The sequence below is a fragment of the Agrobacterium tumefaciens genome (genome assembly GCF_017726655.1).
GTDB classification, from domain to species: domain Bacteria; phylum Pseudomonadota; class Alphaproteobacteria; order Rhizobiales; family Rhizobiaceae; genus Agrobacterium; species Agrobacterium tumefaciens_B.
Genome location: NZ_CP072308.1, coordinates 1,879,194 through 1,897,206 on the forward strand (window position 1 = coordinate 1,879,194; position 18,013 = coordinate 1,897,206).

Annotated in this window: 19 protein-coding genes; 8 read left to right on the plus strand and 11 right to left on the minus strand. The window is 58.2% G+C overall.

The window, feature by feature from the left end; genetic code table 11:
* Positions 1 to 34: 34 nt before the first annotated feature.
* Positions 35 to 745 carry a tetratricopeptide repeat protein gene (locus AT6N2_RS09350; RefSeq protein WP_209085986.1) on the minus strand — a complete coding sequence of 237 codons (711 nt, stop codon included), beginning with the start codon at positions 743 to 745 and terminating at the stop codon, positions 35 to 37.
* 256 nt (positions 746 to 1,001) lie between these two features.
* Here AT6N2_RS09350 and AT6N2_RS09355 point away from each other — a divergent pair, with 256 nt between their 5' ends.
* Entirely contained in the window at positions 1,002 to 2,396 is a 1,395-nt protein-coding gene (locus tag AT6N2_RS09355) for a leucyl aminopeptidase family protein (protein WP_209085988.1), read from the plus strand.
* 96 nt (positions 2,397 to 2,492) lie between these two features.
* On the opposite strand, the gene pncB is transcribed toward AT6N2_RS09355, so the two are convergent.
* The 7 genes from pncB to AT6N2_RS09390 all read right to left on the minus strand — a co-directional run bounded on the left by pncB (position 2,493) and on the right by AT6N2_RS09390 (position 9,314).
* Positions 2,493 to 3,797 (minus strand): nicotinate phosphoribosyltransferase, encoded by a 1,305-nt coding sequence (gene pncB / locus AT6N2_RS09360; RefSeq protein WP_209085990.1) that lies wholly within the window; start codon positions 3,795 to 3,797, stop codon positions 2,493 to 2,495.
* 187 nt (positions 3,798 to 3,984) lie between these two features.
* Positions 3,985 to 4,344, minus strand: a complete 360-nt coding sequence (locus tag AT6N2_RS09365; protein WP_063949450.1) for a hypothetical protein — start codon at positions 4,342 to 4,344, stop codon at positions 3,985 to 3,987.
* A 92-nt stretch (positions 4,345 to 4,436) separates the two neighbouring features.
* Positions 4,437 to 5,288, minus strand: coding sequence for a C40 family peptidase (locus AT6N2_RS09370; RefSeq protein WP_144576171.1), 852 nt, complete (start codon positions 5,286 to 5,288; stop codon positions 4,437 to 4,439).
* A gap of 15 nt (positions 5,289 to 5,303) precedes the next feature.
* Positions 5,304 to 5,648, minus strand: coding sequence for a MarR family transcriptional regulator (locus AT6N2_RS09375; protein WP_063949449.1), 345 nt, complete (start codon positions 5,646 to 5,648; stop codon positions 5,304 to 5,306).
* Between the two features lie 356 nt (positions 5,649 to 6,004).
* Positions 6,005 to 7,111 carry a DUF475 domain-containing protein gene (locus tag AT6N2_RS09380; RefSeq protein ID WP_063949448.1) on the minus strand — a complete coding sequence of 369 codons (1,107 nt, stop codon included), beginning with the start codon at positions 7,109 to 7,111 and terminating at the stop codon, positions 6,005 to 6,007.
* A 291-nt stretch (positions 7,112 to 7,402) separates the two neighbouring features.
* A complete protein-coding gene (locus tag AT6N2_RS09385; RefSeq protein WP_063949447.1) occupies positions 7,403 to 8,320 on the minus strand; it encodes a DMT family transporter in 918 nt (305 codons plus the stop codon).
* Positions 8,321 to 8,432: 112 nt separating this feature from the next.
* The gene (locus AT6N2_RS09390; protein WP_209085992.1) at positions 8,433 to 9,314 is read right to left on the minus strand and encodes a LysR family transcriptional regulator; all 882 of its coding nucleotides are present in this window, start codon (positions 9,312 to 9,314) and stop codon (positions 8,433 to 8,435) included.
* Between the two features lie 106 nt (positions 9,315 to 9,420).
* On the opposite strand from AT6N2_RS09390, the gene AT6N2_RS09395 reads away from it, so the two are divergent.
* On the plus strand, positions 9,421 to 10,917 hold the full coding sequence (locus AT6N2_RS09395) for a CoA-acylating methylmalonate-semialdehyde dehydrogenase (RefSeq protein ID WP_209085994.1): 1,497 nt from the start codon (positions 9,421 to 9,423) through the stop codon (positions 10,915 to 10,917).
* Between the two features lie 95 nt (positions 10,918 to 11,012).
* Here the strand turns inward: AT6N2_RS09395 and AT6N2_RS09400 are convergent, their stop codons facing one another.
* Complete coding sequence (locus AT6N2_RS09400; protein ID WP_425292726.1) at positions 11,013 to 12,062, minus strand: Fe(3+) ABC transporter substrate-binding protein; 1,050 nt, start codon at positions 12,060 to 12,062, stop codon at positions 11,013 to 11,015.
* A 173-nt stretch (positions 12,063 to 12,235) separates the two neighbouring features.
* Here AT6N2_RS09400 and rirA point away from each other — a divergent pair, with 173 nt between their 5' ends.
* Complete coding sequence (rirA, locus tag AT6N2_RS09405) at positions 12,236 to 12,706, plus strand: iron-responsive transcriptional regulator RirA (protein ID WP_063949442.1); 471 nt, start codon at positions 12,236 to 12,238, stop codon at positions 12,704 to 12,706.
* Between the two features lie 78 nt (positions 12,707 to 12,784).
* Here rirA and AT6N2_RS09410 read toward each other — a convergent pair whose 3' ends face one another.
* Positions 12,785 to 13,399 (minus strand): transglutaminase-like cysteine peptidase, encoded by a 615-nt coding sequence (locus AT6N2_RS09410; protein ID WP_063949441.1) that lies wholly within the window; start codon positions 13,397 to 13,399, stop codon positions 12,785 to 12,787.
* Between the two features lie 119 nt (positions 13,400 to 13,518).
* Positions 13,519 to 14,307 (minus strand): alpha/beta hydrolase, encoded by a 789-nt coding sequence (locus AT6N2_RS09415; protein ID WP_209086005.1) that lies wholly within the window; start codon positions 14,305 to 14,307, stop codon positions 13,519 to 13,521.
* 187 nt (positions 14,308 to 14,494) lie between these two features.
* On the opposite strand from AT6N2_RS09415, the gene infC reads away from it, so the two are divergent.
* From infC to pheS, 5 genes are all read left to right on the plus strand, one after another.
* On the plus strand, positions 14,495 to 15,031 hold the full coding sequence (infC, locus tag AT6N2_RS09420) for a translation initiation factor IF-3 (RefSeq protein WP_077224822.1): 537 nt from the start codon (positions 14,495 to 14,497) through the stop codon (positions 15,029 to 15,031).
* A gap of 189 nt (positions 15,032 to 15,220) precedes the next feature.
* Complete coding sequence (gene rpmI / locus AT6N2_RS09425; protein WP_003493355.1) at positions 15,221 to 15,424, plus strand: 50S ribosomal protein L35; 204 nt, start codon at positions 15,221 to 15,223, stop codon at positions 15,422 to 15,424.
* Between the two features lie 40 nt (positions 15,425 to 15,464).
* Entirely contained in the window at positions 15,465 to 15,869 is a 405-nt protein-coding gene (gene rplT / locus AT6N2_RS09430; protein WP_003507464.1) for a 50S ribosomal protein L20, read from the plus strand.
* A 174-nt stretch (positions 15,870 to 16,043) separates the two neighbouring features.
* Positions 16,044 to 16,922, plus strand: coding sequence for a lipopolysaccharide kinase InaA family protein (locus AT6N2_RS09435; RefSeq protein ID WP_063949796.1), 879 nt, complete (start codon positions 16,044 to 16,046; stop codon positions 16,920 to 16,922).
* Positions 16,915 to 17,997 (plus strand): phenylalanine--tRNA ligase subunit alpha, encoded by a 1,083-nt coding sequence (gene pheS / locus AT6N2_RS09440; RefSeq protein ID WP_209086007.1) that lies wholly within the window; start codon positions 16,915 to 16,917, stop codon positions 17,995 to 17,997. Before AT6N2_RS09435 ends, pheS begins: the two co-directional genes overlap by 8 nt.
* Positions 17,998 to 18,013: the final 16 nt, after the last annotated feature.

Consider the following 18,013-nt stretch of genomic DNA (forward strand, 5'->3'; position numbering starts at 1 on the left):
AACGTAGCCTTGATTGCTTTAGCAACCCCACGTTTCAACCCGCGGTCTTGGGGTCCTTCTTCGCCAGCTGCTGCCAGGAATTCTGCTGTGAGAGCATTGCACGCAGATAGCTGAGATTGGCTTGGGCCTGCTGCGCGGAGAGTTCCTGCACCGCGATGCGTTCCGCTTCCGCAAACCTGCCCTGCAGACCGACGACGAGCGCGAGGTTCTGGCGGACGCGGCTGTCGGCGCCGGGCTGGGCGATGGCCGATTGCAGATAGGTTTCGGCCGTGCGCGGATCGCTCGACAGGACATAGGACATGCCGAGATTGGACAGGACGCTTGGGTCGTTGGGCTTGAGGTCCAGCGCCTGGCGATATCTGGAACGAGCATCGTTCGAGCGTCCAAGCTGGTCGAGCACGGCGCCTTCGGCGGAGTAGAGCCGCCAGTCGGGACGATCGGGGGTCTGCGCCCGCTGGATGGTCGAGAGCGCCTGCTCCAGCTGGCCGGCTGCGGCCTGCGCCTTGCCGTAGGCGGCAAGAACCTCGCGGTCCGCCGGGTTGGCGATCGCGATCTGCTGCATCACGGCGAGCGCCTGCGTATTCTTGCCCGTCATCATCAGCACGCTGGCGTAGTTCATGCCGACAGATTTGTCTTTAGGATTGCGTTCATAGGCTTTACCAGCGCTTTCTTCGGCCTGGCGAAGCTGATCCATGTTCATGCGGTCATAGGAGCGTGTGGCGGCAGGGATGGAGCCGGTTGACATGCGGTCCGGCTTGTTCGTGCTTGCGCATCCTGAAATCGCGACAGCCAGTGCCGCGAGACATGCTCCCCGACGTAGTCCTGTTTGAGCTTTGGTCACCAAAGAAAATGCAGTCACGGCAGCGCCCCCGCCCAAGAATGATCGATCTTGCGCCCGACACACGACAGACTCACATGACGCAACTTTCGCTTAAGCAATAATCTGTTAACCCTAACAGAGCGTTAATCGCACCGATTCACGAGAGTTACGGAAACATCCCATGGCGCCTTATCAGTTCATCGAACGTGCTACCCCTTTCAGCTCGAAGGCCGGCAGCACGTTGCCCGTTTTTGCCGTGACGCCGGCCCATATCGAACAGGGCGCCATCGACCCCGTCGCACTTGACTGGGCCAAAAAGGCTGGCTTCAAGGCCGAGGCCGGCGCTATCCTGCTCGTTCCCTCCGCCGACGGCTCGCTCGGCGGCGCGCTTCTCGGGTTGGGTGGCAATCCTTCCGAGATACCGTTCATTACCGGCAAGCTCGCGCGCGACCTGCCTGAGGGGGAGTGGCATATCGAAACCGCACCGCTGACGGCCAATCGCCTCGCGCTCGGCTTCGGCCTCGGCAGCTATCGCTTTGACAAATACAAGACCACCAAGACGAACGGGGCAAAGCTCCTCATTCCGCAGGACGCTGAAGATGGTGAGATCAAACGCGTGTTAGCCGGTGTCTTCATGGCGCGCGACCTCATCAACGTGCCAGCCAACGACATGGGGCCGGATGAGCTTGAGATCGCATTCCGCGCGCTTGCCGCCCATTACAAGGCGAAGGTGAAGGTCATCACCGGCGACGATCTGCTCAAGGAAAACTTTCCCCTGATCCATGCCGTAGGCCGTGCCAGCGAAAGCGCGCCGCGGCTTCTGGAAATGAACTGGGGCAAGAAGGGCAATCCGCGCCTCACTCTGGTAGGCAAGGGCGTGTGCTTCGATACGGGCGGTCTCGATATCAAGCCTGCCGCTTCCATGGCGCTGATGAAGAAGGATATGGGTGGCGCTGCCAATGTTCTTGGTCTTGCGTTGATGATCATGGATGCGAAACTGCCGGTCGATCTGCGTGTGCTCGTACCCGCGGTTGAAAACTCGATCTCTTCGAATGCTTTTCGTCCCGGCGATATCTATAAGAGCCGCAAGGGGCTGACCGTGCAGATCGACAATACTGACGCCGAAGGCCGCCTCGTTTTGGCGGATGCTCTGGCCTATGCGGACGAAGATGCGCCTGATCTGATGATCGACATGGCGACGCTGACAGGTGCGGCGCGTGTGGCGCTGGGGCCCGATTTGCCACCCTTCTATACGGATGACGAGGATCTGGCGCACGATATCGCGGAAGCCAGCATCTATACGGATGATCCGCTCTGGCGCATGCCGCTTTACATGGGTTACGACAAGGATATTCGCTCTCGGGCGGCCGATATCACCAACGCGCCGTCCGGCGGCATGGCCGGATCTATCACCGCCGCCCTGTTCCTGAAGCGCTTCGTGACGAATACAAAGCGCTGGGCCCATTTCGATATTTACGGCTGGTCGCTCAGCGAGCGGCACCACTCATCGATCGGCGGTGAGGCACAGGGCATTCGAGCGCTCTTCCGATACCTCACGCAACACTTCGCGAAGTAATCCTATCCACGCTTCGTCGGGCGCTTCCAAATCAGGAGCGTCCGATCGCGACGCGAGGCATCGACTGTCCGCTGCGTTTGCCCTCCAGCGAAAGCGTCAAACCAGAACTTTTTGTTCCTTGTGATCTTCCTGGCCGAAGAACTTGAGATAGCGCTGCACCTCGGCCGGGTCTCCGGTTGCCTTCTGCGGATTGTCCGAGAGCTTCACCGCGGGGCGGCCGTTGGCGTCGCTGACCTTACAGACGATGGAAATCGGCTTGAGGCTGGCAATGGTTTTGGGCGCACAGCCGGCAAAATCGTTGGTGAGGTTCGTGCCCCAGCCAAAGCTCATGCGAACCCGGCCTTCGAAGTGCCTGTAGGTGTCGATGATGGCGTCGACATCCAGACCGTCAGAGAAGATCAGCATTTTCTTGCGCGGGTCGCGGCCCATCTTCTGCCACCACTCGATGATCTTTTCACCGCCCTCGATCGGCGGCGCGCTATCAGGACGGAAACCGGTCCAGTCTGCCACCCATTCCGGGGCATTGCGCAGAAATGCAGCGGTGCCAAACGCATCCGGCAGCACGATCAACAAGTTGCCGCCATAAAGCCGGTTCCAGTCCTTCAGAACCTGATAGGGGGCAGCAGCGAGCTCCTCATCCGTCTCGGCGAGTGCCGCAACCACCATCGGCAGCTCATGGGCGTTCGTACCGACGGCTTCCAGATCGGAATCCATGGCGAGCAGGACGTTGCTCGTACCGGTAAAGGCTGGACCGATGCCTTCTTTCAACGCCTCGACGCACCAGCGCTGCCAAAGAAAGCTGTGGCGGCGACGGGTCCCGAAATCGGAGATGCGCAGCCCGGGAAGTTCCCGCAGCCGTTCCACCTTCTCCCACATCTTGGCCTTTGCGCGGGCATAGAGGACATCGAGCGTGAAATATCCGAGCGAACGCATGGCGCTGCGCGAACGCAGCTCGTTGATGATGGCGAGCGCCGGGATTTCCCACAGCGTCGTATCCATCCAGCGGCCGTGGAAATTCAGCTCATATTGCCCATCACGCTTGAAAAGCTCGTATTCCGGCAATTGGTAGCTGGACAGCCAGGAGAGGAATTCAGGCTCGAAAATCTGCGAGCGGCCGTAAAAGGTGTTACCCGCGAGCCAGATATTCTCCTTCTTGGAGAGGCGAAGGGTGCGTGCGTGATCGAGCTGTTCGCGCAATTCCATCTCGTCGATCTCTTCCGCCAGTCGCACGGTTTTCGTGCGGTTGATCAGCGAAAAAGTCGCATCGACCTCCGGATAAAGCTTCCAGATCATCTGCAGCATCAGAAGCTTGTAGAAGTCCGTATCGATCAGGCTGCGGACGATCGGGTCTAGTTTCCAGGTATGATTGTGGACGCGGGTGGCTATATCGGTCTTCGTCATACTTGCATTCCCCAATATCGGCCACGCACGGAACTGGCCGATGTCACTCCCACCCGGCAGGCGCGAACCTGTCATGCCAAAGATTTATCTGAAAAAGCAACAACAAGTCCAGAGCACCGGCAACGGCAATTGATGGCAGCCTGACGGTGACCGGTGTTCTGTGCGGAGGTTTGGGAGTGAAACCGGTTCAGAATGTTGGATCAACCGGGTTTATGCCTGGATACCAGTCCTTGGAGACGGGATTTTTGCCGCCGAAGCTGGAAATGCCGTTCTCGTCGGTGCAGCGATAACCCTGAACGGGAAGCCCGCGGCTGCCAAAGACAGTGCGATAGGGCCCGCGCGCATATCCCGTTACGCCCAGTTCGCTATGGCACGTATAGCGTACTTTCGGCTGCAGCGTCTTCGGATCCTTCACACCGGGCAGATTGACATAGGCGTCCGGCGCCGGGGCGAAACCGTTCTGAAACACGGTCTGTGCCTCAGCGGATACGCCCCAGAATGCTACCGAGAAGATCGCTGCCAATCGTATTGCCGTTCTTGTCTTCATCGATACCGGTCCCGTGCCATCACTCTATTGATGTAGGCTGTCGGGAAGGTCCACACAAAGGCGTTGCGGCCACAATTTCGTGAGGACCACCCTCAGCCTTCCAGGCGGCGGAAAGCCGTCGGCCTGTCGTAAAGCCAACCGATGCGCTCAATGGCCGCATCGAGGTTTTCGCGCGCGACATTCATCGTGTGGCCGTTGGCGTGCAGCAGCGTTTCCTCGTTTTCCATCAGGCCGACATGGCCCTTCCAGAAGACAAGATCGCCGCGCCGCAATTCGTCGCGCTCGATTTCAACGCCCAGAGACTTCACCTGCATATCGGTGTCGCGCAAAACGCGACGGCCCGTCATCGCCATGGACAACTGCACGAGGCCGGAACAATCGATCCCGAAGCCGGAGCGACCGCCCCAGAGATAAGGTGTTTCGATAAAGCGCAACGCCACCGCCACATAGTCGTCGTCAAGCGCTGCATCCACCGCCCGGCAATGGGCGGCGATGATACCTTCGCCCTTTTCGGTCATGAAGTAACGGGTGCCCCGCGTCTCCGCCTCACCGACGATGCGAACGAGGCTACCCATGGAGAGTGCAGCGACGGGCGGCTTGCGCAACTCGGCGGAGGGATAAAGGAAGGTGCGCGGCGCGACGATCTGATGCGTGGCTACAGTAACGTCGCCGATAGACGCTTCCGGCACATAACCTGCGTAGCCATCGACATCCGCCTGCACCCAGGCCCAGCCATCAGCCCTGTCGAAAACGCGCACCGTCTCGCCGCAGAGAAGCTCCGTGTCGATGCCGGTCGCGAGATCGGGATTGGGCCGCAGGCCGATGACCGGTGCGGTGATCTGCGCGGGCGAACCGCTGACGAAACGGTCGGCCTTGACGACACCCTGCAATTTTTCATCAGCGAGGTCGGGGCGGAAGACGTTGAGGCGGCGGTCGAGCATCATGATAGCATCCAAAAGTTAGATCTTGCGTGCCTGATCAATAATCAGATCGCCGAATTTTTCCAGATAAAGCGCACCGGCAACGGTGCGTTTTATCACGACGTTGCGCCTGTCGCGCTCATCGCGAACCCGATCGACCAAACCGAGCGCCCCCAGACTGTCGAGCGCCCGCGTGATGACCGGCTTTGTAACCCCAAAGATCGCGGCAAGCCCTCTGACGGTGTGTGGCGGCGTGACAAGGTAAATTTGCAGCAGGATGGCGGTCTGACGCAAGGTCAAATCCGGCTGATCGTCAATGACCTGCGCCGTGGAGACGCGGTGCCAGAGCCCAAGGGCCTCGGTTGGCGACAAATGTGCAGGCAAGCCTTGCCCCTTCCAGTCGTTATGCCACCGTTTTCATTCAACCGAACGAAAAACTCAAGAACCATGCCGTACAAACAGAACCGCCGCACGGCGCAGACCCGAAGATCGCGCGGCGCGGCGGTTTGTTGACCCGTTTTTGAGCCATGTGTCCCCTCTGGACTTAACAAGCAAGAAGCAGGAAGCGTGCCAGTTTTATTTTAGGTAGGAACAGCTTGTAAAAACAGTCTGTTAGCCGCATTATCGCTGCGCGGCGAAATTTTGCACAATATTCAAAATGCGGTGAAAACAGGCAAAAAGAAGCTTGATGCTTAAATACTGCCTTCCGCCGCAACAGCGGAAGGCATTGATGGTGCGGATCAGATTTCCGCGCCGCGTGCCGCATCCGCAGCACCGGCACTCTGTTGCCGGTTATAACGGATGGACGACCACAGCGAGATGCCGATGAGGGTCGCGCCGCCAAGGCCGGTAATGACCTCAGGGATATGAACCATGGTCTGCACGTACATGATGACGGACAGGATCAGGATCGCATAGAAGGCGCCGTGTTCCAGATAGCGGTATTCGGCAAGCGTCCCCTTCTCCACCAGCATGATGGTCATGGAGCGCACATACATGGCGCCGATGCCGAGGCCGATAGCGATGATGAAAAGGTTCTGCGTCAGTGCGAAAGCGCCGATTACGCCATCGAAGGAGAAGCTGGCATCCAGTACTTCGAGATAAAGAAACGCACCGAAGCCGCCCTTTGCCGCCCCTTCCAGCATTTCCTGGCTGCGATCGAGAATGCCGCCGACCACTTCCACCAGAAGGAAGGTCAACAGACCCCAGATCGCGGAATGGAAGAAGGTATTGGCCGCGACCGGACCAAGTTCAGGATTATCGCTGGCGCCGATGATGCGGGAAAAGATCAGCATCACGACAAGTACGAAAGCGATTTCGATGCCCTTGACGGAAGAATAGGTCGCAGCTTTTTCCTCGATCCAGCGCACCCAATGCACATCCTTCTCATGGTCGAAGAAGAAGTTGAGACCGACCATCATCAGGAAGGTGCCGCCAAATGCCGCGATCGGCAAGTGAGCGTCACGCATGATTTCCGCATAACGTTCCGGCTGGGTCGCTGCCATGACGATCGCCGTCCAGGGGCCGACATTCGCGGCGACGACAACGATCAGCAGCGGAAAGACGATACGCATGCCAAAAACGGCAATCAAAATACCCCAGGTCAGGAAGCGATGCTGCCAGACCGGCGTCATGTCCTTCAGCTTGTTGGCATTGACGATGGCATTGTCGAAGGAAAGAGAAATTTCCAGCACCGCCAGAACGACGCAGATGAAGAAGATCGTGGCCGTGCCGCCGACCGTGCCGGTCATTTCCCAGCCAAGATAGCCGCCGAGGATCAGACCGACGACAGTGACGATAAAAGCCCACTTGAAGTAGGAGAGCGTGGTTTTCTGGGCGGCGCTCATGTCCGGTCACCATTCATGACGAGGACGGTCGCGGGCCGACGCAGGGCGTCCGGCCGCACGCAGAAAGCACGCGCGCGAAGCACATTCAGGTTTTTCATAGTTTTTAATCCGCCGGCCAATTTTGCAGGCGGTACCGACATCACGAGAGCGCCGTAAAACTCTCGCCAGAGGGGCCCGGCACCTTTGTTTCCTCTGCCCATGCGAGACAAATCATCGCAGGGCCCCTTCTTACTCACTGAAGATCACGCCGTCGTCAAGTCCCGTGATTGTGCGCTTGGCTGACGGCGAGGATCAAACCTGCTCCGCCGCCAGTCCCGCCGCCGTATCACGGCGTCGTTTGAGGGCGTTTTCGCGGAAGAAGATGTAAAGGCCGGAAAGAACAATCAAGCCGGCACCGATAACGATGCTCGTCTGCGGCACGTCACCGAAAAACAGCCAGCCGAAAATGACAGCCCAAAGCAGCAGCGTATATTGCAGCGGCGCGACCGTCGCGGCGTCGGCAAGTTTGAGCGCCCGGTTGACGAGCACATGGGCCGCCATGGCCACAACGCCCAGCAGGCCAAGAAATGCCAGATCAAAGCCGGACTGTACCGGCAACCATCCGGCCGGTGTTACCAGTACCGCGACGATACCCGCCAGACCCGCGCCAATGATCTGCCAGAATGCCAGTACCGTATCCGGTGTGTTGCGCAATTGCCGGCCGGACAGCATCATGAAGGCGAAAGCGGCACTGCCGAGAATGGAAAAGAGTGCCGCGGAGGTGAGGCTTGCCGAGCTAGGCTTCAGAGCGATGAGGACACCGACGAAACCGATGGCAATAGCCGTCCAGCGACGCCAGCCAACCTTTTCGCCAAGCAGAAATGGCGACAGCGCGGCAACGTAGATCGGCGCGGCTAGCCAGTAGGTCATGACGTCAGCGAGCGGCAAGGCGGCGACGGCGAAGTAGAAACAGAAAAGCTCGGCGGTGGAGAAGAAAACACGCGCCGCCTGAAGGCCGGGCCGCTCGATTTTTACGAGTCCGGAAACGCCGCCCCTCCAGACGATCGGAACGAGAATGACAAGCGCGGCAGCGCTTCTGATCAGGATGACCTGACCCTGGCTGTAAGTCGACACGAGCCATTTCCCCATGGCGTCATTCAACGCAAAAAGCAGCATTCCAAGCAGCATTACGGCCACGCCGAGGCCAGTCGGCGATAGCTTCTTCATCATAGTCGACATGTCAGATTCCGATTTCTCCCAATAGCTGCATTGGTCGTCCACCGGGCGGCCCGTTGTCAAGCCCGGAAACGCCCCTTTGCGCAAATAATATTACTAATAGGCCTCAAGCGAAAATCCGCCGTTCTTCCGCGACGAGTTCCTGAAGAAAATCAACGACCGTGCGGACGCGAACAAGCTGTCGGGCCGATTCATGATAGGCCGTCCAGTAGGATCGGTTGATGCTGATCTCAGGCAGGATTCGCCGAAGTTCCGGATACTGGCCAGCAATGTAATTGTGCAGTATGCCGATACCTGCGCCTGAACGTACCGCCTCGGTCTGGCCGGTGGCGCTCGAAATTTCGAAGGCCGCGTCCCAGTCGCGCATGATCTCGCCGGTAAAGTTCAGTGACGGCGAGAAGATCAGATCCTCGACATAACCGATCCGGCGGTGGCGCTTTAGCGCCTCGACATCATCAGGCGTCCCGTATTCAGCCAGATAATCCGCCGAACCATATAGCCCAAGCGAGTAATCCGTGAGCTTCGAAAACATCAGCCTGCCCTGTTCCGGTCGCTCGATGGTGATGGCGATATCGGCCTCGCGCTGCGACAGGGAGAAAGAGCGTGGCACCGGCACGAGCTGGATTTTGAGCTCGGGATAACGGGCCGTCAGCCTGCCAAGCCTTGGCGCGAGGAAGGATACGCCGAGACCGTCAGGCGCGCCGATGCGAACCGTTCCGGCCACGGCAGCATCAACCCGACCCAGATTGGCCTGGGCGCCCAGCATTTCGGTTTCCATGCGCTCAGCCGCCACAAGCAGCCGCTGCCCTTCCTCCGTCAGTTCGCAGCCATTGGTGCTTCGCAAAAACAGCTGCGTACCGATCGCCGCTTCAAGCGCGGAGATACGTCGGCTGAGGGTCGCATGATTGATGCCAAGCTTTCTGGCGGCGGAAAGAAATTGGCCGCTCCGCGCCACGCTTAGAAACAAACGCACATCATCCCAGTTCATGAGGAGCCTATTATACCTATTTTTGCACAATGGATGCTTATTTGAGGCGATTGATTTGTGCAATTCGAAAGGTAATGCTGCGCCATCTTGTTCTGGAGGAACACCCATGAAGGAAATCGGTCATTTCATAAACGGCAAGCATGTGGCGGGCACCAGCGGCCGCACATCCAATGTCTATAACCCCGCCACCGGCGAAGTGCAGGCGACCGTTGCGCTTGCGAGCGATGCAGAGCTTCGCGCTGCCGTTGAAAGCGCAAAGGCGGCACAGCCCAAATGGGCCGCCACCAATCCGCAACGCCGTGCGCGCGTGTTCTTCAAATTTGTCGAACTTCTGAACCGCGACATGAACGAGCTGGCCGTTCTGCTTTCCAGCGAACATGGCAAGACCGTTGAGGATTCCAAGGGCGACATCGTCCGTGGCCTCGAAGTTTGCGAATTCGTCTGCGGCATTCCGCATCTGCAGAAGGGCGAATTCACCGAAGGCGCCGGCCCTGCGATTGACATGTATTCGATCCGCCAGCCGGTCGGCATCGGCGCGGGCATCACCCCGTTCAACTTCCCCGGCATGATCCCGATGTGGATGTTTGCGCCGGCGATCGCCTGCGGCAACGCCTTTATCCTCAAGCCTTCCGAGCGCGATCCGTCGCTGCCGATCCGCCTTGCCGAACTGATGATCGAAGCCGGTCTTCCGGCTGGCATCCTCAATGTCGTCAACGGCGACAAGGGCGCTGTCGATGCCATCCTAACCGATCCCGATATCGGCGCGGTCTCCTTCGTCGGTTCGACGCCGATCGCACGCTATGTCTATGGCACGGCCGCCATGAACGGCAAGCGCGCGCAGTGCTTCGGCGGCGCGAAGAACCACATGATCATCATGCCGGATGCCGATCTCGATCAGGCTGTAAACGCGCTGATGGGCGCCGGTTACGGTTCGGCCGGCGAGCGCTGCATGGCTGTTTCCGTTGCGGTTCCGGTCGGCGAAGAGACGGCAAATCGCCTCGTTGAAAAACTCATTCCGCAGATCGAGGCATTGAAGATCGGTCCCTATACCGACGACAAGGCCGATATGGGGCCGCTCATCACCAAGGAAGCGCAGACCCGCGTCAAGGGCCTGATCGACAGCGGTGTCGAGCAGGGCGCAAAGCTTCTGGTCGACGGCCGCGACTTCAAGCTGCAGGGCTATGAAGACGGCTATTTCGTCGGTGGCTGCCTGTTCGACCACGTCACGCCCGACATGGACATCTACAAGACCGAAATCTTCGGACCGGTTCTGTCGGTCGTTCGCACCAAAAACTATGAAGAGGCGCTGGAACTGCCGATGAAGCATGAATATGGCAACGGCGTCGCCATTTTTACCCGTGACGGCGATGCGGCCCGCGATTTCGCAAGCCGCGTGAATATCGGCATGATCGGCATCAACGTTCCGATCCCGGTTCCGCTTGCCTACCACTCCTTCGGCGGCTGGAAGGCTTCGAGCTTCGGTGATCTCAACCAGCATGGCACGGATTCGATCAAATTCTGGACGAAGACCAAAACGATCACCTCACGCTGGCCATCCGGCATCAAGTCGGGTGCGGAATTCGTCATGCCGACGATGAAGTAAGCCACCAGACGGTAGACAAAATAAAAGCCCCGATGTTGTTGCAGCGGGGCTTTTTTCTGGCGTTCGGATGAGCGATTGAGAAGAACGCGTGGCGGTCAGTTCGTCGGGCCGTCGTTGAAACCCACTTCATCCACCAGCTCCGACGCCTCCTTGCGGTGGGCGGCTATGTCCGTCAGCGGCAGCTTGTCCGGGTTGATTGGGCCGAAGCCTTTCACCACGTCTGAAGGCTCTGCGCCGGGCAGCACTGGGTATTCGAAGACCTGCTTGGCGTAAATTTCCTGCGCTTGCCTGGAGGCCAGAAATTCCATCAGCTTCAGCGCATTGTCCTTATTGGGCGCATATTTCGTCAGCGACATGCCCGAGATATTCACATGCGTTCCGCGATCGCCCGCATTGGGGAAGATCACGCGCACGGAGCGAGCCCATTCCTGCTCTTCCGGCTCGCGATCATTGGTCAGCATCAGGCCGACATAATAGGTATTGCCGAGCGCAATATCACATTCGCCGGAAAAGATCGATTTCGCCTGGCTGCGGTCGGTTCCATCAGGCTTGCGGGCGAGATTGTTCTTCAGGCCGGTCAGCCATGTGCGGGTGTAATCGACGCCGTGATGGGCGATCATGGAGGCGATCAGAGCAATATTATAGGAATGCTGGCCGTCGCGAATGCAGATCTTGCCTTTCCACTTCGGATCGGCAAGCTCCTCATAGGTGATCTCCTTCTGGGTCACCCGTTCCCTCGAAGCGTAGACAACCCGGCCACGCGTCGTCAGACCAAACCATTCGCCGTCGGGGTCGCGCAGATTCGCTGGAATGTCCTTTTCGATCACGGGATCATTGAGGACAGGCTGGGTGACCTTGCCTTCTTTCGCCTCAACAAGGCGAGCGATATCGACCGTCAGAAGCACATCCGCGGGAGAGTTGACACCCTCTGCCTGAATACGCTCCACCAGACCTTTGTCGAGAAACAGGACGTTTGTCTCGATCCCCGTTTCCGTCGTAAAGGCATCGAGAAGCGGCTGGATCAATTCAGGTTGGCGATAGGAATAGACGTTAACTTCACCCTCTGCCCAGGCGGCAGGCGCGCAGGAAAACAGTGTCATCCCTGAGAAAACGGCAGCGGAAAAGTAGGATTTCAGGCTTGCCATTGTGAATGCCTCCATTACATTCCGATTCTTGACTTGTTTGTTCATGAATCATGCGGGCGGTCAACAAGGCTGTTTGAGAAATCTCGAATGGAAGCCAGTTTTTTCGGTTTCTGGAATTGTTCTAAACTGAAAAAGAGACTATATAACTCCACATTGAGAGTTAGGAGACCAGCATGCGTTTGACCAAACAGACCAACTATGCCGTTCGCATGTTGATGTATTGCGCCGCAAATGAAGGCAAGCTCAGCCGAATTCCAGAGATCGCAAGAGCCTACGGCGTGTCGGAGCTGTTCCTGTTCAAAATCCTGCAGCCGCTGAACAAGGCTGGCCTGGTTGAAACCGTGCGTGGCCGCAATGGCGGTGTCCGCCTTGGCAAACCGGCCGAGAAGATCAGCCTGTTCGACGTCGTGAAGGTCACCGAAGACAGCTTCGCCATGGCCGAGTGTTTCGAGGACGGTGCCGTTGAATGTCCGCTCGTGGATAGCTGCGGCCTGAACTCGGCATTGCGCAAGGCGCTGAATGCATTCTTTGACGTTCTGACGGAATATTCGATCGACGATCTCGTCAAGGCCCGCCCGCAGATCAACTTCCTGCTTGGTCTCGATACGGAAATGCCAAAGGTTGCCGCGCTTCCGGCTGCCTGATCATAAAGACACCATTCGAATACAAAAATGCCCGCGCCGGAAACGCGGGCTTTTTTGTCAGATCGGTTTCCTCCGTGATCAGCGCAACGCGCCGACCAGAACGTCGCGACCGTCTTCGATGGAGACCCAGCGGCCGGTATTGAAGGATGCCTGTCGCTTCAGATAAGTGTAGTTGGTATCGGTCCAGAGCTTCACGTCGTTGGTAAGATTATCGAGAATGTAATCGCCATCCGTCGTGCGAAGCGTCAGTACGGCGTGCCCCTCACCGTCAGGCTTGCGCACCACCGTTATCAGCAGATCGGCGACGGAAAAGCCGCGTTCGACCAGCTTCTTGCGCTTCAGCAGTACGAAATCTTCGCAGTCGCCGGCCGTCGTCGGATATTCCCAGACTTCGTCCTTGCCGTAGATTTCCATGTCGGTCATCGCCACGATGGTGGTATTGACCGTCGTATTGACCTCGCGAATGACATTCCAGCCATAGTCGGTGACGCGCGGTGGCGGCGTCACCTTGCTGCGAATATTGCACTCGTCGGCATATTTCTGACAGAACTCGTAATGGCCGATCGGCTGGGACGTAATCCCGCCCGTCACCATGGAGGGGCTTCCCTTGGTTTCCGCGGTGGCGGAGGCAGCAGTCATTAGCCCGGCGGCAACTGCAAACAGCAGCGCACGCGCCAGCGGTGCGTTCATCATGAAACCCGTCCCTTAAATTCTTAATGAAAAGTTAAGAGGGATCGGGGGTGCGAGTCAATCATTAGCAAACGGCCGCGCTCAAGACTCGCTGAATATGGTTAAGACCGTTGCGGAAATGCCTATATTGCAAGGGATTTCACCGCCGCGAGCATTCGCTCTATATCCTGTGGACGCGACAGCCGGTGGTCGCCGTCGCGGATGAGCGTCAGGACGACGTCGTCGGATGGAAGGTGTTCCAGCAATTTTAGCGCGTGCTGATACGGCACATCGGGATCCCGCATGCCCTGCAGAATGTGAACCGGGCACCCCGTGGTGATGATCCCCCGTAAGACGCGGTTCTGCTTTCCATCCTCCATCAGCGCGCGGGTGAAGATGTTCGGTTCGGGGCTATATTCCGAATGCTCCTCAAAATACCCCTTTTCCGAGAGAGAAAGCCGCTCGGCCTCCGAAAGGCTGGGCTCGATCAGTTCCTGTGTGAAATCGGGAGCCGGCGCGATCAGGACAAGACCCGCCACGGTAGGCGCGCCACCCGCCTTGCGCAACTCTTCAACCATGCGCAAGGCAATCCATCCTCCCATGGATGAGCCGACGAGCACGACACGGGACGGGGCCTTCGCCCGAACGACAGCAAGTGCCTCGTCCAGCCACCGCGAGATCGTGCCCTTCCTGAAGTCGCCGCCGGAGGCGCCGTGACCGGAATAGTCCAGCCGCAGGCAGGCAAGCCCGTTCTCAGCCGCGAAGCGATCGAGCTCGACCGCCTTGGTTCCCGTCATGTCGGAGCGGTAGCCACCCAGCCAGACTATTGTCGGCGCGGTCCCGACTGACGTCGCCTGCCGATGGAGGAAAGCGATGTCGCGGCAGTCATTGTCGGGGCCTACGGACAGGAATTCAACGGCTTGATCGGTCATGTATATGCAATTCTCCTGATTTTTGGTGCCATAACGGCGGTATTTTGCAAAAACCGTGACAACAGGTGATCTTTTCGGCCAGATATGCTATTGACTTCGCCACAGCAATAACGACATTTCCGCCGCTTGTACTAAACAAGCTGTTTTTTGCTGACGTGATCCAGAAACAGATCAGGAGAATACGACCATTCGCAGACCTTTCAAAGCCGATGCCCCCGTCAAGGAGGGGCCGCGCTCCAACCGGGAAATTCGGGTTCCCAGAGTTCAGCTTATCGATGAAGAGGGCCAGAACCTCGGTAGCATGCCGACGGATCAGGCTTTGAAAATGGCGGAAGAGGCCGGTCTCGATCTCGTCGAGATTTCGCCGAACGCAGAGCCGCCGGTATGCAAGATCCTCGATCTCGGCAAGCTTAAATACTCGACCCAGAAAAAGGCCGCTGAGGCGCGCAAGAAACAGAAGATCGTCGAAGTCAAAGAAATCAAGATGCGCCCCAACATCGACACGCATGACTATGACGTGAAGATGAAGGCGATGAACCGTTTCTTTGACGAAGGTGACAAGGTGAAGGTAACGCTGAAGTTCCGCGGCCGCGAAATGGCCCACCAGGAACTCGGCATGAAACTTCTCCTTCAGGTGAAGGAAGACACCCAGGCGATTGCCAAGGTGGAGGCCGAGCCGAAGCTGGAAGGCCGTCAGATGATGATGGTTCTTGCCCCGAAATAAGTCTGACGTGCCCCGATCACAGGCGCATATCTGATCCGCGAGGGGAAATTTTCATTCCCCGTTGCGCTTTTGGCCGACTGCGGTTATAAGCGCGCGTCCGAACGGTCCGGCAGGGCATGCCGTGGCCGTTCCTGAATAGCTTGAAATAGGCCTCGTCTGCCTTTTTCGATACAAAAACGGAGTAGCAAAATGCCCAAGATGAAGACGAAGTCCGCTGCAAAGAAGCGGTTCAAGATCACCGCGACCGGCAAGGTCGTTGCAGCCGCCGCCGGCAAGCGCCACGGCATGATCAAGCGTACCAACAAGTTCATTCGCGACGCGCGTGGAACCATGGTTCTCGCCGAAGCTGACGGCAAGAAGGTCGTCAAGAACTACCTGCCGAACGGTCTCTGAGACTTTTCCGCACTTTTGGACACTTTAAGGAGATCATGACATGGCACGCGTAAAACGTGGCGTAACTTCCCGCGCCAAGCACACCAAGACACTCAAGGCAGCCAAGGGCTTCTACGGCCGCCGCAAGAACACCATCCGCGCAGCAAAGGCTGCCGTGGATCGTTCCAAGCAGTACGCTTACCGCGACCGCAAGGTCAACAAGCGCAACTTCCGCGCTCTGTGGATCCAGCGTATCAACGCTGCTGTTCGCGAATTCGGCCTGACCTACGGCCGCTTCATCGACGGCCTGAACAAGGCTGGCATCGAAGTCGACCGCAAGGTTCTGTCCGACATGGCCATCCATGAGCCGGCAGCATTCGGCGCGCTCGTTGAAGCAGCGAAGAAGGCGCTTGAGTACCTCAAGGATGCTGGTACCACCAACGAGTTTGAAACCGCCGTTAAGTAATTACGGCGCGGACAATCTGTTGTCATTCGAACCCGCGTTGGGAAACCGGCGCGGGTTTTTCGTTTTTCAACTCTCGCGGTCCCCTATCCATTCAATCCGTAGTTTTTAATTTAGGAAATTAGAAAAAATGGAGTATCCAGCCCGTCTGCCCCGAAAATCGTCTGGTGGATGGAAATGCTGGTTACTGCAAATGAGGCTGAAAAGGCCGAGGGTTTTTACGTTCACCTTGACGATGCCGATATCGCGGCGCTGATGCGCGTTTTGCTGAACAGTGACCGCCGCATCCAGAAGCTCGAACTCTCGCAGCTGACAGTCTGGATAAAACGGCAGGGCACGGAGCGGGTGACCTGGTGGATGAAGATGCAGAAGCTGCTGTCGAAGCTACTGCCCTATGCTTTTCTTCGCCCGTCGGAGCCGCTTGACGGCGCAGGCCTCATGCAGCGGGAACTGGAAACCTTGCAGCAGTTCCAACAATGCGGCTTCCCCGTTCCGCCGCTGATCTACTCATCCCGCACGGCCGTGGTGCTGGGCGACGTGGGGCCGACGCTGATGGAGCGAATGGATGCGCTGAAGGCGTCCGATCCCCATGAGCATGACGCCCTTTTGGTCAAATCTGCGGAAGCGCTCGGGGAGTTGCATGCTGCAGGCCTCTGCCACGGCCGCCCGCATGTCCGCGACTTCTTTCTGGCCGATGGCCGGGTTGGCTTCATGGATTTCGAGGAGCGCCCCCAGGATGTGATGCCGCTCGCGACAGCGCAGGCCCGCGATATCTGGCTGCTGTTTTTGCAGGTCGCCACTCGTGCCTGTGAAGCCGACGGAACCCGTAACGCCGCCTTTTCGCGGTGGCTCGAAAACGCCCCGCCGCGGGCAGTCGACGAATTAAGCCGCCTGACCCGCATTCTCGGGCGTTTTTTACCGCTTGCCCGGTTGATCGGGCGCGTGCGGATGGGTAGTGATCTGCGACGCTTTATCATGGCGACCGACTATCTGATGAATGCTGTGAACACCGACGCCGCTGTTAGAAAAACCGGCAAGGCAGGAAAAGATGACTGAACTTGATACCTTGAAATCGCAACTGGTGTCGGAAATCGCCGCCGCTGCCGATGAGCCGGCCATCGAGGCCGTCCGTGTTTCCGCGCTCGGCAAGAAGGGCTCGGTTTCGGAGCTTCTGAAGACGCTTGGCAGCATGAGCCCGGAAGAGCGCCAGACCCGTGGTGCCGCCATCAATCAACTGAAGACCGAGATTACCGATCTGATCGGCGAGCGCAAGAATGCGCTGAAGGATGCTGCCATCGCTGCGCGCCTGAAGGCGGAAACCGTCGATGTCAGCCTGCCGGTCCGTCAGTCACCGACGGAGCGCGGCCGCATTCATCCGATCAGCCAGATCGTTGATGAAATCACCGCGATCTTTGCGGATATGGGTTTTTCGATTGCGGAAGGCCCCGATATCGAGACCGATTATTACAACTTCACGGCTCTGAACTTCCCGGAAGGCCATCCGGCCCGCGAAATGCACGACACCTTCTTCTTGCCACCGGATGAAAAGGGTGAGCGCAAGGTGCTGCGCACGCACACCTCGCCGGTACAGGTCCGCACCATGGAGAGCCAGAAGCCGCCGATCCGCATCGTCATTCCCGGCAAGACCTATCGCCAGGATTCCGACGCCACCCATTCGCCCATGTTCCATCAGGTCGAGGGGCTTGTCATCGACAAGAAGGCGCATGTGGGCAATCTGCGCTGGATTCTCGAGGAGTTCTGCAAGACCTTCTTCGAGGTCGACAGCGTCGTCATGCGCTTCCGCCCGTCCTTCTTTCCCTTCACGGAGCCAAGCTTCGAAGTGGACATCCAGTGCGATCGTTCCGGCCCTATCGTCAAGTTCGGCGAAGGCAAGGACTGGATGGAAATCCTCGGCTGCGGCATGGTGCACCCGAACGTCCTGCGCGCCGGCGGGCTGGACCCGGACGAGTATCAGGGCTTTGCCTGGGGCATGGGCCTCGACCGCATCGCCATGCTGAAATACGGCATGCCTGACCTGCGTGACTTCTTCAACGCCGATGTCCGCTGGATGACCCATTACGGCTTCCGGCCGCTCGACATGCCGACGCTGTTCGGCGGTCTGAGCGTTTAATCCGGTTAGCCAAGGA

What these genes read in the sequence shown, in the direction of transcription:
- AT6N2_RS09350 (WP_209085986.1), bottom strand. Translation starts at nt 745, where the DNA reads ATGTCAACCGGCTCCATCCCTGCCGCCACACGCTCCTATGACCGCATG.
- AT6N2_RS09355 (WP_209085988.1), top strand. Translation starts at nt 1,002, where the DNA reads ATGGCGCCTTATCAGTTCATCGAACGTGCTACCCCTTTCAGCTCGAAG.
- pncB (WP_209085990.1), bottom strand. Translation starts at nt 3,797, where the DNA reads ATGACGAAGACCGATATAGCCACCCGCGTCCACAATCATACCTGGAAA.
- AT6N2_RS09365 (WP_063949450.1), bottom strand. Translation starts at nt 4,344, where the DNA reads ATGAAGACAAGAACGGCAATACGATTGGCAGCGATCTTCTCGGTAGCA.
- AT6N2_RS09370 (WP_144576171.1), bottom strand. Translation starts at nt 5,288, where the DNA reads ATGATGCTCGACCGCCGCCTCAACGTCTTCCGCCCCGACCTCGCTGAT.
- AT6N2_RS09380 (WP_063949448.1), bottom strand. Translation starts at nt 7,111, where the DNA reads ATGAGCGCCGCCCAGAAAACCACGCTCTCCTACTTCAAGTGGGCTTTT.
- AT6N2_RS09385 (WP_063949447.1), bottom strand. Translation starts at nt 8,320, where the DNA reads ATGATGAAGAAGCTATCGCCGACTGGCCTCGGCGTGGCCGTAATGCTG.
- AT6N2_RS09390 (WP_209085992.1), bottom strand. Translation starts at nt 9,314, where the DNA reads ATGAACTGGGATGATGTGCGTTTGTTTCTAAGCGTGGCGCGGAGCGGC.
- AT6N2_RS09395 (WP_209085994.1), top strand. Translation starts at nt 9,421, where the DNA reads ATGAAGGAAATCGGTCATTTCATAAACGGCAAGCATGTGGCGGGCACC.
- AT6N2_RS09400 (WP_425292726.1), bottom strand. Translation starts at nt 12,062, where the DNA reads ATGGCAAGCCTGAAATCCTACTTTTCCGCTGCCGTTTTCTCAGGGATG.
- rirA (WP_063949442.1), top strand. Translation starts at nt 12,236, where the DNA reads ATGCGTTTGACCAAACAGACCAACTATGCCGTTCGCATGTTGATGTAT.
- AT6N2_RS09410 (WP_063949441.1), bottom strand. Translation starts at nt 13,399, where the DNA reads ATGATGAACGCACCGCTGGCGCGTGCGCTGCTGTTTGCAGTTGCCGCC.
- AT6N2_RS09415 (WP_209086005.1), bottom strand. Translation starts at nt 14,307, where the DNA reads ATGACCGATCAAGCCGTTGAATTCCTGTCCGTAGGCCCCGACAATGAC.
- rpmI (WP_003493355.1), top strand. Translation starts at nt 15,221, where the DNA reads ATGCCCAAGATGAAGACGAAGTCCGCTGCAAAGAAGCGGTTCAAGATC.
- rplT (WP_003507464.1), top strand. Translation starts at nt 15,465, where the DNA reads ATGGCACGCGTAAAACGTGGCGTAACTTCCCGCGCCAAGCACACCAAG.
- AT6N2_RS09435 (WP_063949796.1), top strand. Translation starts at nt 16,044, where the DNA reads ATGCTGGTTACTGCAAATGAGGCTGAAAAGGCCGAGGGTTTTTACGTT.
- pheS (WP_209086007.1), top strand. Translation starts at nt 16,915, where the DNA reads ATGACTGAACTTGATACCTTGAAATCGCAACTGGTGTCGGAAATCGCC.